Annotated in this window: 12 protein-coding genes; 10 read left to right on the top strand and 2 right to left on the bottom strand. The window is 55.5% G+C overall.

Annotated features, from left to right (window positions below; all coding sequences use genetic code 11):
- Positions 1-224: 224 nt before the first annotated feature.
- The gene (locus DWV16_RS15890) at positions 225-995 is read right to left on the bottom strand and encodes a 6-phosphogluconolactonase (protein WP_066456161.1); all 771 of its coding nucleotides are present in this window, start codon (positions 993-995) and stop codon (positions 225-227) included.
- Positions 996-1,417: 422 nt separating this feature from the next.
- Between DWV16_RS15890 and DWV16_RS15885 the strand changes: the two genes are divergently transcribed.
- From DWV16_RS15885 to DWV16_RS15840, 10 genes are all read left to right on the top strand, one after another.
- Positions 1,418-2,515: a LacI family DNA-binding transcriptional regulator gene (locus DWV16_RS15885; RefSeq protein WP_066456163.1), complete on the top strand. Its 1,098-nt coding sequence runs from the start codon at positions 1,418-1,420 to the stop codon at positions 2,513-2,515.
- Positions 2,499-3,230: a 6-phosphogluconolactonase gene (locus DWV16_RS15880; RefSeq protein ID WP_066456166.1), complete on the top strand. Its 732-nt coding sequence runs from the start codon at positions 2,499-2,501 to the stop codon at positions 3,228-3,230. The genes DWV16_RS15885 and DWV16_RS15880 overlap by 17 nt, the downstream gene beginning before the upstream one ends.
- Positions 3,231-3,262: 32 nt before the next feature.
- A complete protein-coding gene (locus DWV16_RS15875; RefSeq protein ID WP_243007348.1) occupies positions 3,263-4,210 on the top strand; it encodes an ABC transporter ATP-binding protein in 948 nt (315 codons plus the stop codon).
- Complete coding sequence (locus DWV16_RS15870; protein WP_066456172.1) at positions 4,207-4,911, top strand: ABC transporter permease; 705 nt, start codon at positions 4,207-4,209, stop codon at positions 4,909-4,911. The genes DWV16_RS15875 and DWV16_RS15870 overlap by 4 nt, the downstream gene beginning before the upstream one ends.
- Positions 4,912-4,930: 19 nt before the next feature.
- Positions 4,931-6,334: a GldG family protein gene (locus tag DWV16_RS15865; protein ID WP_118480221.1), complete on the top strand. Its 1,404-nt coding sequence runs from the start codon at positions 4,931-4,933 to the stop codon at positions 6,332-6,334.
- On the top strand, positions 6,331-7,665 hold the full coding sequence (locus tag DWV16_RS15860; RefSeq protein WP_118480219.1) for a DUF4340 domain-containing protein: 1,335 nt from the start codon (positions 6,331-6,333) through the stop codon (positions 7,663-7,665). Before DWV16_RS15865 ends, DWV16_RS15860 begins: the two co-directional genes overlap by 4 nt.
- Positions 7,666-7,723: 58 nt before the next feature.
- The gene (locus DWV16_RS15855) at positions 7,724-8,788 is read left to right on the top strand and encodes a C4-dicarboxylate TRAP transporter substrate-binding protein (protein WP_118480217.1); all 1,065 of its coding nucleotides are present in this window, start codon (positions 7,724-7,726) and stop codon (positions 8,786-8,788) included.
- A gap of 90 nt (positions 8,789-8,878) precedes the next feature.
- Positions 8,879-9,376: a TRAP transporter small permease gene (locus DWV16_RS15850; protein WP_118480215.1), complete on the top strand. Its 498-nt coding sequence runs from the start codon at positions 8,879-8,881 to the stop codon at positions 9,374-9,376.
- A gap of 3 nt (positions 9,377-9,379) precedes the next feature.
- Positions 9,380-10,666 (top strand): TRAP transporter large permease, encoded by a 1,287-nt coding sequence (locus DWV16_RS15845; RefSeq protein ID WP_066456186.1) that lies wholly within the window; start codon positions 9,380-9,382, stop codon positions 10,664-10,666.
- Between the two features lie 75 nt (positions 10,667-10,741).
- Positions 10,742-11,080, top strand: coding sequence for a cupin domain-containing protein (locus DWV16_RS15840; protein WP_158572941.1), 339 nt, complete (start codon positions 10,742-10,744; stop codon positions 11,078-11,080).
- Between the two features lie 109 nt (positions 11,081-11,189).
- On the opposite strand, the gene DWV16_RS15835 is transcribed toward DWV16_RS15840, so the two are convergent.
- Positions 11,190-12,335: a DUF4317 domain-containing protein gene (locus DWV16_RS15835; RefSeq protein WP_066456190.1), complete on the bottom strand. Its 1,146-nt coding sequence runs from the start codon at positions 12,333-12,335 to the stop codon at positions 11,190-11,192.
- Positions 12,336-12,339: the final 4 nt, after the last annotated feature.

Here is a 12,339-nt window from a genome sequence, read left to right as displayed (position 1 = left end):
CGCTTTGCGGCTCGCGCAGGCCTGCGGTGTGGTTCTCAACTGTCTGAAAAACTATGGTGAAATGAATGAACGCAATCGGGCGCTTTTGGAAACCGTCCGGCAGATGGAGCTCAGGATCGTGAGCGGCGTGGACGGCCTGTAAGCGCCTGTTTTCAACAAAATCCCCGGCAGCGGTGCAAAACCGCTGCCGGGGATTTTTTGCCGCTGTATGCCGACCGGCATATTCAGCCTGGGAAAAGGCCCGCGCTGTCCTTATCGAAGAAAGCGGTCACATTGGGAACCGTACGTATGATCGACGCCGGGCACACTTCTCCAATTGGGCCGAAGAGCGCGTCATGGGAGGACTTCGCCTTGTTGGGGAACGGCACCACGCAGATTTTATACCGCGCTGAAACCAGGGTGGGCAGGGTCAGGGTAAAAGCGTGGTCAGGCATATCTTCCTCGTCCTTGAAGTAGCCGCTGGCGATTTGCTGCTTTTTGGAAACGGGATCTATATCGATGATTTTGACCGGTTCCGGGTCGTCGAAATTGGCGCAGTGGGGTTCGTTGAAGGCCAGATGGCCGTTATCCCCGAAACCAAGGACGGACAGGTCGGTTTTGTGCGCCTTTAGGAGCGCCGCGTAGCGCCGGCATTCAGCCTTTGGGTCTTTCGCCAGGCCGTCCATGAAATACGCGCCGCGATAAGGCAGTTTTCCAATGAAGTTGTTCAAAAGTTCGTTGCGCAGAGTGCGCTTGTCATCGGCGGCGAGACCGATGTATTCATCTACGTGGAAGAAGTTGATTTTTTCCCATGGGAGATCCATGGAGCAGAGCGCAGGCAGAAAACTATACTGCGAAGAAGCGATTGGCAGAAGGAGGTTGATTTCCTCCTGTTGGGCGGCGAGCTTTTGGATGATCTGTGCGGCAAAATCCGCGGCAGCCTTGCCCATCTTTTCAAAGGTGTCGTAAACATAAACATCCACACCGTCTTTGACAAAATGCTGAGATAATGACATTTTAACTCCTCCTGCTATTTCGTTTGTGATTTTACGGTAACACATGGAAATCTGAAAATCAATAGTGCTTCGGCAGGGGGCGTTTAGAAAATAAGACGGAAATATTATATAAACGAACAAAGAAATTAACAGAAACATTTAAAACGTTTCTGTGAGAGGATGAGTAAATTTAGAAACTTGAAAACAAAAATAAACGTATTTATGAAATGAAAAATTTAAAAAAAGAAACAAAAGATAGAAACAATTGAAAAGTGTGGTATTTTTTGACGAATAATAGGATAAAATGCACAATAAAATTCCATTTATCCATGAATGTCACATGAAAGTTTTTGCAATTCCGTCAATTGCAAATGAAATGTAAAGATTATATACTTTTAAGAAACAAGAGAGGAAACTGCGCGTCAAGAGGAAATAAAACGAACATGAGCAAGCAGCAAAAAAGAAATGTTTCTATCTATGATATTTCGGAAAAGACCGGGTATTCCGTTGCAACGGTTTCTCGGGTGCTCAGCGGAAGCGATTACCCGGTCAACGCGCAGACCAAGGCTCAGATTCTGGATTGTGCGCATGCCTTCAATTATGTGCACCGCAGCCGCAAGGCGATCACCCGCTCCACGCCCATCGAGATTGGCGTAATCCTTCCAACCTGTGTCAACCCGTGGTACTCCCAGATCGCCCAGGGGATCGTCCTCGCCGCCCAGAACGACAATATGCGCGCCTGTTTCTGCTATTCTTCCCGCAATGCCGAACAGGAAAAAGAATATGTGAAAGTCCTGCTGCAAAAAAAGGTGCGGGGCCTGATCGTTTCAACCAGCATGAAGGATCTGTCCTACTGGGAAGCGTTGGCGGAAAAAGGAGTTCCGGTGGTGCTGGTGGATCAGAACTCCAAGGTGTCAAAATGCAGCCGGGTGACAGTGGACCAGACCAAAAGCGCCATCATGGCGGTGGATTACCTCGTGAACATGGGCCATCGCAAGATTGCCCTGATTTCCACGCCGCTTACCAAGCTTACCCGCAAAGAGGTCTACCATGGCTATAAGATGGGGATTCTGCATAACGAGCTGGAGTGGCGCGGCGATTATGTCATCGTCCTGCAGGAGGATGAAACCGATTCCTATGAAAACTTTGAATTCGAAAGCGGGCGCAAACTGGCGCAGATGTGTCTGCAGCTTCCGGACCGGCCGACCGCGCTGCTTGCCGTGAATGATATGACCGCGATCGGCGCGATCCAGTACCTGGTCAACGAAGCGGCCCTGCGGGTGCCGAAAGATATGTCCATCATCGGCATTGACAATATTGAGATGGCAAAAGTGATGAACCCGCCGCTCACCACCGTCTCGCTCCCGTCGATCGAAATCGGCCAGATGGCGGTGCGGCTGCTGAGCGACAGCATCAGCCGCAAAGACGGATGCAGTTTTTCCCTGTCGATGGAACCGGAATTGGTCATCCGGGGTTCTGTGAAGGAGTGCAAGCCCCAGGAAATATTTAAGGAGGTCGTACATTATGGAAACGATTATTGAGAAAAGCGCTGAGCAGCTGGGAAAAACCGCTGCGAGGCTGATTGCAGACCGTCTCAACGCGGCCATCGCGGAGCGCGGCCATGCCCGGATCGTACTTTCCACAGGCGCGTCGCAGTTTACCACCTTCGAGGCGCTCATCAAGGAGGATGTCGACTGGTCCAAAGTGACGATGTTCCATCTGGATGAATATATCGACCTCGATGAGACCCATCCGGCCAGCTTCAAAAAATACCTCAAGGAACGCTTTCTGGCGTTTGTGAATGTCGGAGAGGTGGTTTTTGTGGATGACGGTTCGCACGACACCGAAAAGAATATCCGGCGCCTCACTGAGGAAATCCGCAAAGAGCCGGTGGATATCGGTGTGATCGGCATTGGGCAGAACGCCCATATCGCGTTCAACGACCCGCCGGCGGACTTTGAGAGCCAGGAGGCCTATTTTGTGGTCTCGCTCGATGACCGCTGCAAGCGCCAGCAGGTCAGTGAAGGCTGGTTTGCGGATATCGGCGCGGTCCCCAAGGTGGCGATCACTATGACCCCCAACCAGATCATGTCCTGTAAATGCATCGTTTCCCCGGTGCCGCACGAAGTGAAGGCGGAAGCGGTCGCGCGGGTGCTTGGCGCCAAACAGACCGACCCGATGATCCCGGCCACGCTGCTCAAGGAGCACCCGGACTTCTATCTCGTGCTCGACGAAGCTTCCGCCTCCCGTCTATGAATACGGTGCATGCCAGCGGGCCCGCATTGAAGGTGGAGGGTCTCACCAAACTGTACGGCGACCGGGCTGCTATCCGGGAGGTTTCCTTCCAGGCGGGCTTTGGCGAGGTGATCGGGCTCATCGGCCACAATGGGTCGGGAAAATCCACCACCATGAACATCATCACAGGCTACCTTGCGCCGACCGAAGGTTCGGTGGAGATTGGCGGCCGCAGTATCGTGCAGGACCCGTCTCGTGCAAAAGCGCAGATCGGCTTTTTGCCTGAAGTGGCGCCCCTCTACCAGGATCTCACGGTGGACGAGCAGCTTTCCTATGCCTGCGGGCTAAAAGGCATTTCGCGCGGTGAACGCGCGCGGGCGGTGGAAGCGGCGTGCAAACAGGCGGATGTCGCCGGGGTGCGCGGCAGACTCATCAAAAACCTTTCCAAAGGATATAAACAGCGGATTGGACTTGCGCAGGCGCTGCTCGGAAAGCCGCAGCTTCTGGTGCTGGATGAACCCGCCTCCGGGCTTGACCCCAAACAGATCCTAGAAATGCGTGAAGTGGTGCGGGAACTGGGGAAGGAACACACGGTGCTCTTCTCATCCCATATCCTTTCGGAGATCACCGCCGTGTCCGACCGACTGCTGGTGCTCAGCAACGGAAGGCTGGTCGCGGACGGGACTCCGGAAGAAATCACCGGACGGGTCACGCCGCCCGGCAGGTTTTACTGCGTCGCACGGGGGGACCCACAGGCTGTCATGCGGGCCATTGAAGCGCTCCCGGGCGTGAAGGGCTGTGCGCGGCAGGCCGACCAGGACGGGGACCCCGCGTTCCTGATCACAGCCGAACCGGATACGGATATCACCGAACCGCTGTTTTACGCGCTTTCCGGGCTGTGCTGCCCGATCCGGCAGCTGGCTCCGGTAAAGAGCAGTCTGGAGGAAGCATTCTTAGTCCTCACGCAGGACAGACGTTATGAAGATGGAGCACAGACATGAGCAGTGTATTTCAAAAGGAACTGAGACAGTATTTTCACGCGGTGAGCGGATATGTGTTTCTGGCGATTTTCCTGTTTTTCTGCGGCTATTATTTTGTGCTTGGGAACCTCTTTTCCCAGAACGGGGACATCGGTACCTTTTTTCTTTCAATCCTGATGGTGGTGATGTTCCTGCTCCCGCTCATCACCATGCGGGCCTTTGCGGAGGAGCGCAAACTGCGCACCGACCAGCTGCTTTTCACTTCTCCGGTGGGAATCTCCGGAGTGGTCTGGGGAAAGCTGCTTGCGTCGCTTGCGTTTTTCTGCATCGGGCTTGCCGTGACGCTTTCATACGTGGGAATCCTCGCTTGCTTTGGCCGGTTTGAACCGCTGGCGGTCCTTGGAAACTACTTTGGGATGGTGCTTGCGGCCGCAGCGGTTATCGCGATCGGCATTTTCCTTTCGAGCCTGACCGAAAATCAGATTGTCGCCGCGGTGCTGACCTACTGTGTCTGCCTGTCGCTGTGGCTGGTCGATTTTCTGGGGGGCTACGTGAAGGGCGACGGGCTGCGCGCACTGGTGGCGTACTGCTCCTTCCGGAACCATTTCCGGGAGCTTTCGATGGGAATTTTCAGCCTGTCAAGCGTGGTTTATTATCTGAGCATCACCTTGCTGTTCCAGTATCTGACGGTACAGGTGCTGGAGAAAAAGAGATGGTCGTAAAGATGGCGGGTGAGGAAAGATGAAAAAGAAAACTCCGGAAAAGTCCGGCGCGCGGCGCGTCTGGGCCGCCTCGATGGCCCTGGCGGTCCTGCTCATGGTGCTGGCGAATCTCTGCGCCGCGCTGATGACCGACCGCTTGGGCGCAAAATTCGATCTTACGGAAAATAAACTTTATGCGCTTTCGGACACCACCATGGAGATCATCGGGAACCTGGAGACTCCGGTGACCATCCAGGTTTTCAACAACAGAACGGATTTTTTAATTCTGATCCGGGAGATCCTTGACCGCTACCAGCGCGGGGGCAACATGGTCACCGTGCGGTATGCGGACCCTTATGCCAACCCGCGGCTGGTGCAAGGCTACAAGGATGAAGGATATGAGATCGGTCTCAACAGTGTGGCAGTCGTTGGCGGCGGACAGAAAAAAGTGTTCGCCATCACCGATCTTTACGACATCGATCCCTCCACCCAACAGGTGAATGCCTGCATTGCCGAACAGGTGCTCACGTCGGCAATTTCGGCCGTGGCTGCGGGACACACCAGGCTGGTGCAGTTCACCGACGGGCATGACGAGCGCCCGTCCGCCGGGCTCATGGAAATTTTTGAAAGCAACAACTTTGAAATCCAGCGCACCGCCGTGGCGATCACCGGGATCGATTCCCGAACCGATCTTCTGGTCATCGCCGCGCCAACCCGCGATTTTGAGGATCGCGAGACGCAGATGATCGGGGATTATCTGCTCGGCGGCGGCAGGCTGATGGTATTCCTGCCGCCCGCGTCCACCGCCTTTCCAAACCTTACGCAGCTTCTGCGGGAGTGGGGGATCAGCGTTTCGGATGGGGTGGTCCGCGAACCGCAGCTCTTTATGTACAGCGATCCGGTTAATGTGGCCGCGACCTATGTCGCGCATCCGATCACAGAATTTTTCAGCAAAAACAGGTATTACGTGGTTTCGCCTTCCTCACGGGCGCTTTCGCAGGAATTCATGCAGATGGGCAGTATTGCCACCCGTCCGGTGCTCACCTCCTCCAGCAAATCCTACGCGAAATCCGAAATTGAGACCGGCGACCCGGAAAAGCGGGAAGGCGACGCGGAAGGCCCGTTTCTGCTGGCGGTTACGGCGGAAAGGGACAATGGAACCGACCCGGTTGCACGAATCTTCTGTATGGGAAGCAGCGGGGTCTATGGGGACGACCTGCTTTCCGCGCGCAGCCTGGCCAACCGGGATCTTCTGATTCAGGCCGCGGGATGGCTTGCAGAGGATGAGCCGCTGTTCCATATCCCGGCTAAGAACCTCAACCTCTCCGCGATCGGCATTCTTGATTACCAAGTGGGCATTTTGGGGCTGCTTCTGATCCTCGTGGTGCCGCTTGCCGTGGTCTGCATCGGCGTTGTGGTCTACCTGCGCAGGAGGCACCTGTGATCCGCGGGGCGCGTTCCCTTTGGGGGATGGCAGCGGCAGCGGTGGTGCTGCTGATTTTGACGGCAGTGCTGGCCATGGCCGCCCCGGCGGACGAAAAAACGGCTCCCGCGCGGGAGAACGTCTATGTGGCCGAAATCCCCATGCAGGAGCTTTATGGGATGGCGCTCAAAAACGGGAATGGCTCTATGGGGATCGCATTGGAAAATGGCGTCCCCGCGCTGCTTGATGCTCCCGACAAGGATTTTTCCGCGCAGAAGCTGATGCGGTTTCTGCGGGATTTTTCCTCCCTTCCCGCCCGTCGGGTCACCCAGCCGCTGGGCCCGGAGGAATATGGCCTGGACACACCCTCGGCAACCCTTTCGGTCCTTCTGCGTGACGGGACGACTCTGCGCTTTTTGCTTGGGGATCGCTGCCCCATGGGGGGCGGCAGTTATCTGATGCAGGAAGGACAGGATGGGATCTATCTGATCGATGAAAAACTGGCGGACCGGCTGTGTGCCTCGATGGACGATTTCCGCGATTTCACCCTGTTCCCCGGGCTCGACCGGGATACCCTCGCGAACCTCGAAACAATCGCGGTCGAACGCGCCGACAGCACCTATCTGCTCGACCGGCTGCCCGATGCGCAGGTGCCGCTTTTTATGCTGCGCGACCCGTTTGAGGCAACCCTGGAGTGGAGTGCCGTGGATGAAAAAATTCTCGCGCCGCTGCAGACGCTCGAGGCGGACGGGTTTGTTTCGCAAGACATCCCGCTGGAGGCCTACGGGCTCGACCGGCCGGAGCTGGCGCTGCATCTCATCTACGACGGGAAGGTCGTTTCGGTGGGGTTTGCAAAGGCCGGGGATGGAAGATATTACTGCGCCGACCTGAGCGGCACCCGGGTGCTTTCCTGCGGCGCGCAAAGCGTACAGTTCCTTGAAACAGGCTATACCGAACTGTTCGCCGCGTCCGCCTACCATGCGAGCGCGGCCGAGACGCAGAATATCACCGTCACAGCGTCAGGCCTGCGCCTGAGCATTGACCTGAATGGCGAAGGGGAAGGCCTGCGCGGTCAATGCGGTGAGAAGACCTTTTCCCAGATGGAGATGACGAAACTCTTTTCCCGGCTGACCGCTTATCCCATCCTGCGGGAACTGCCCGCGGACACAAACCTTCCGGCTGAAGGCGGTATTTCGGTGAGCGTCACCGGACGGGATGGCCATTCGGATCTCATCCGGCTGCTTGCACTGGGGCAGGAAGTTGCGGTTGTGATAAATGGCCAGGCAAACTTTTCGACCTATCCCCTTGTGCTGGAGGAGATCGAGTCGGCTCTGCGGCACGCTCTGCAATGACCGGTAATGACAGGCCAAACGGGCCTGTATTACGATATAAACAAGGAGGAAATGAAAAATGAAAAAGATCCTATGTGCAATCCTGGCGCTGGCTATGATGCTCTCCATAGCTGCATGCGGTTCCAGCAGCGCCCCTGCATCCTCGGCGGCCCCGGCGGCATCCAAGGCGCCCGCGGCATCGGCGCCTGCACCCGAACCCGCGGCCGATGCGCCCGCGGGCAAAGCATCTTTTGAACTGAGCATGGCCAACACCCAGCCGGAAGCTGACGTAGAAACCCAGGCCATGATCAAATGCAAGGAAATCCTCGAGGAAAAAACCAATGGCGACATTGCCTGCACCGTGTATCCAAACTCAGAACTTGGCGACACCGACGACCTGGTTGAACAGGCCGCCCAGGGCATGTCCGTCATGGTCCCCACCGACCCGGCGAGGCTTGCGGCCTACATCCCGGAGTTCGGCATCCTGCAGATGCCCTACCTGTTCCCGGATCTGAGCTATCTTGACAAAGTCATGGAAACCGAAACCTACAAAGCGTGGGATCAGGAGTTCCTCAACCACAATGTCAAAGTGCTCGCGGCGAACTGGTATGGCGGCGCGCGTCACTTTGTCCTGAACAAAGAGATCAATACGCCGGAAGATCTGGCCGGTGTCAAGGTCCGCACAATGAAGAATGCGATCGCCACCGATTCCATCAACGCGATGGGCGCTGTCGCAACCCCGATGTCCCAGTCGGAAGTCTATTCCGCGGTGGAACAGAAGGCGCTGGACGGCTGCGAGAACCAGTCCACCTCCACCTACGCGCAGCGGTACTATGAAGTGCTGAAGGTCATCAACAAGACCAATCACTTCACCCTGATCGGCGTACCGGTCGTGGGTACCCCGTTCTATGATTCTCTCTCCCCTGAATACCAGAAGCTGATGGTCGACACCTTCACCGGCGTTGGCCATGACTACCAGGAAATCGGCCTGCAGGAAGAAGCCCGCGTCGAAGCCGAAATGGAAAAAGAAGGCGTGACCCTGCATGAAGTCGATCAGGCCGCGTTCCGTGAACGGACCGAGCCGCTCTATGCAAAGTTCGGTTATGAAGAACTGCGCGCCCACCTGATGGATGAAATGAAGTAATATTTGGTACTGCCGCGGGGATGCCGGTGCATTCGCAACCGGCGTCCCCGGTCTGCCAGAGCGAACGATTTCCCTTGATGAGGAGGAGCTATGAAAAAGTTTTACAAAACCCTGTGTAAGATTGAAGAATCTATCTGCGGGTTTTTCCTGTGCACCATTGTTGCGCTCGTCTTTCTCTCGGCGGTTGGCCGGGTGATCAACCATCCGCTGCAATGGTCCATCGATATTTCCCAGTTTTTGCTGGCGTGGACCGCCCTTTTGGGTGCGGATCTTGGCTATCGCTCAGGCAGCGTTCTGGGAGTTGATATTCTGACGCGGAGATTTCCAACCCGCCAGCAGGCGCTGGTCAAATTGTTGGGGACCCTGCTCATAGGGGTCCTGTTAATCTCATTTATCTACTTCGGAATCAAATTGAGTTATGAGAACCGCCTGCGGCTGTTCCAGTCAATCCATCTGAGCTATTCCTGGGTGACCATCAGCCTTCCTGTGATGTCGTCACTGATGTTGATTTCGGTAGCGGCCGATGCGTGGGATGCCTTCCTGGTGCTCATCGGGAAGAAAGACCAGCTTATGAATAGGAGGGCTTGACACATGGCGTTACTTGGTGTTTCTTTTGTAATACTGCTTTTGCTCAATGTACCAATCGCTTTTGTCGTGGCGCTTTCCGGCGTGGGGTTCTTCCTGAGCCATCCGGAGATCCCGTTTTCGATCACTGTGCAGCGCGTGGTTGCCCAAACCCAGTCATACACCTTCCTGGCAATCCCCTTTTTCATCTTCGCAGGCAACCTGATGAACGACAGCGGCATCACCAAGCGGCTGCTTTCGCTTGCAAAGCTGCTGACCCGCAGGATGTACGGCGGGCTCGCGCAGGTCAATATCCTGATGAGTACGCTGATGGGCGGCATTTCCGGCTCCGCCTGCGCGGATGCCTCGATGGAGGCGCGCATCATCGGTCAGGATATGATTAAAGCGGGCTACACCAAAGGGTATACGACCGCTGTCACCTGCCTTTCCGCGCTGATCACCGCCACCATCCCGCCCAGTTTGGGGCTGATCATCTTTGGATTTGTGGGCGGCGTTTCAATTGGCCGGCTGCTGGTCGGCGGCATCATACCGGGCATCCTGATGGCAGTGACCTTGATGACAACGGTTGCCATCACCAGCAAGCGGCGGCATTTCGAACCGCCGATTCCAGATGCCAAGCGCGCGACGGGCAAAGAAATCCTGCATGCCATCCGGGAATCCCTCTGGGCGCTTTTCTTCCCGATTATCCTGATCGTCGGAATACGGCTCGGACTGTTTACCCCTTCCGAAGCGGGCGCGTTCGCGGTGGTTTATGCGATCTTCATCGGCAAGTTCGTCTATAAGGAACTGCACTGGAAAAACTTTAAGGTCTGCCTGCGCAACGCCTGTGTCGACACCGGTGTAATCATGCTGATCATCTGCATGTCCGGTATTTTCTCCTATGCCATAACCTATGTCAAGGCGCCGGCGGTCCTGTCGGAATTCATCCTTGGCATCACGACAAACGTCTACCTGCTGCAGCTCATTATTATGCTGTTCCTGTTTGTGCTGGGCATGTTTATGGACAGCGATGTGAACACCCTGTTGCTGACGCCGATTTTCCTGCCGATGGTCACCTCGGTCGGAATCGATCCGGTGCACTTTGGCGTTATGATGGCAACGATTATCACTGTGGGCATCATGACCCCGCCGATCGGTACAGCCTGCTATATCGTCTGCGGAATCCTGGACTGCCCGCTGGAAGAATATATCAAAGAATCGGTGCCGTTTTTCCTTGCGGTTCTGTTGGAGTTTGCGGTATTGATCTTCTTCCCGCAGGTGGTATTGTTCCTGCCCAACCTGATCTTTGGATAACCCCGCTGTGAAAACAGAGGTAAGATAATGCAAACGGCCCACTCCGTGGGGTGGGCCTGAGAGGATGCTTGTATTGTGGAACTGGTACGCAACATTGCGGATGCGTTTTCAGACAGTGAAAACCTGATCTTCCATGAAGAAGAATGCGAAACGCTGGCGGTGAACGTGGTCCGCCTGCAAAAAGGGGAACAGTCCGGGCTCGCCTGCCATCCGGATGAAGAAGAGATCTATCTCGTCACCCAGGGGAAGGGCGCCGTGGAGCTGAATGGAACTGCCTATCCGGTCAGGCCCGGTCAGGTGATCTATGTGCCGCGCAACTATACCCATCGGGCCCGCAATATGGCGGACGAGCCGTTCGAATATGTCTGTGTGGCTAACTGGCCCGACCGGCCCGGAAAAGCCTGCGCGGAATGATCCCGCTGCCGCGGGACGTATCTATCCGCGGAAACCTTTGCAAATCGTCCCACGGCCCGCTGTTTTTCCTTTTTAAAAAAGAGCCGCTAAATTTTTAGCGGCTCTTTGCTTATTGCGGATTCTTTTCCAGGATGCTGATATTGATTCCGTTCACTTCTACACCCTCGTTTGCACGGATGAGGATGTATTTTGCGCCGTTGATGATGCGGGTCTCGACCAGGTCGCTGCGTTCTGGGTTCACATGGATCGTCACATCCGGGGTGCGGACTTCAAACTGCCTGGTGTCAACGATGTTGCGCGGGCTGAGATCGGTGTCTGCGCCGAAGGTATCGTCGTATTTCTCATCGAACGCGGTCACGCGCTCCTCGGCAACCCCGCAGGATTCCAGCACATGCCTGACCGTTTTTTTCGAAACCACAAGCGGTTCCGGTTCTTTGCTGGCCTTGTGTTCTTCGATCATCCCGCAGAGCTGTTCGTTGACCGCCTGTACGATTTCGTAACTGCAGTCGCTGTCGAGCGTCTCTTCCAGAAGGTTCTGGAAAGCCTCTTTCTGCTCGGCGGCAGGCATGGGGATTTCGGTGTTGAAAACGGCGTCAACGAGTTCCTTATGGTTTTCCTTGATGTCCCGCGAATAGTAAAGGGCGTTATAGATGTTGGAACTGCGGTCATCAAAGGCGGGGAACAAAAAGCCGAGTTCCGGAGCGCCGACGATCCAGTCGGATTTGCAGTTGTGGAAAGCATTTTCATAGATGTAATAGCTCAGGGCGGGTTTCGTCATTTTGATGGGGCAGATGCTGCAGAGGATGTAGGTATACACCTCCGAGGAGGCGTCCTCCTGCTGTTCCCCGTCTTTTGCGCGGTATGGAACGTCATACTTGTCACATGCCAGAAGGATGAGGTAGTTGCCTTCGATCGACAGCGACTGAATGATGCGGGAAAACAGCGCCTGGACAGCTTCGTCGTCTGTGAGCGCCGAATTTTTGAGCGACATGAGCAGCTTATGTTCCGCGCTGTCCACCACCTGCCGGGTATCAAATGTAATATCGATCAGATTTTTGCCAAGCGTACCGGAGAGGGTCCGCTTGAGGATTGACAGAAGCTGTTCGGCTTCCTCCTGCGGCGTGATGCTCAGCGGCTGGCTGAATTCGGAAACGATTTCCCGTTTTTCATTGACATAACAGCCGCGGATGCTGGAGATATTGCTTTTGTCCGGACGAAACCGGCGGCGGATTTCCGCAATTTCTTTCTCGTTCATAACT

Origin of the sequence: Anaerotruncus sp. AF02-27 (genome assembly GCF_003465835.1) — a bacterium.
Classification (GTDB): domain Bacteria; phylum Bacillota; class Clostridia; order Oscillospirales; family Ruminococcaceae; genus Anaerotruncus; species Anaerotruncus rubiinfantis.
The sequence above is the reverse complement of the archived record's forward strand: the minus strand, read 5'-3'. Positions and strand labels throughout refer to the sequence as shown.

Excerpts from the sequence above, each read along its gene's own strand:
- DWV16_RS15885 (WP_066456163.1), top strand. The coding sequence starts at position 1,418 with ATGAGCAAGCAGCAAAAAAGAAATGTTTCTATCTATGATATTTCGGAA.
- DWV16_RS15855 (WP_118480217.1), top strand. The coding sequence starts at position 7,724 with ATGAAAAAGATCCTATGTGCAATCCTGGCGCTGGCTATGATGCTCTCC.
- DWV16_RS15890 (WP_066456161.1), bottom strand. The coding sequence starts at position 995 with ATGTCATTATCTCAGCATTTTGTCAAAGACGGTGTGGATGTTTATGTT.
- DWV16_RS15865 (WP_118480221.1), top strand. The coding sequence starts at position 4,931 with ATGAAAAAGAAAACTCCGGAAAAGTCCGGCGCGCGGCGCGTCTGGGCC.
- DWV16_RS15835 (WP_066456190.1), bottom strand. The coding sequence starts at position 12,335 with ATGAACGAGAAAGAAATTGCGGAAATCCGCCGCCGGTTTCGTCCGGAC.
- DWV16_RS15870 (WP_066456172.1), top strand. The coding sequence starts at position 4,207 with ATGAGCAGTGTATTTCAAAAGGAACTGAGACAGTATTTTCACGCGGTG.
- DWV16_RS15845 (WP_066456186.1), top strand. The coding sequence starts at position 9,380 with ATGGCGTTACTTGGTGTTTCTTTTGTAATACTGCTTTTGCTCAATGTA.
- DWV16_RS15850 (WP_118480215.1), top strand. The coding sequence starts at position 8,879 with ATGAAAAAGTTTTACAAAACCCTGTGTAAGATTGAAGAATCTATCTGC.
- DWV16_RS15880 (WP_066456166.1), top strand. The coding sequence starts at position 2,499 with ATGGAAACGATTATTGAGAAAAGCGCTGAGCAGCTGGGAAAAACCGCT.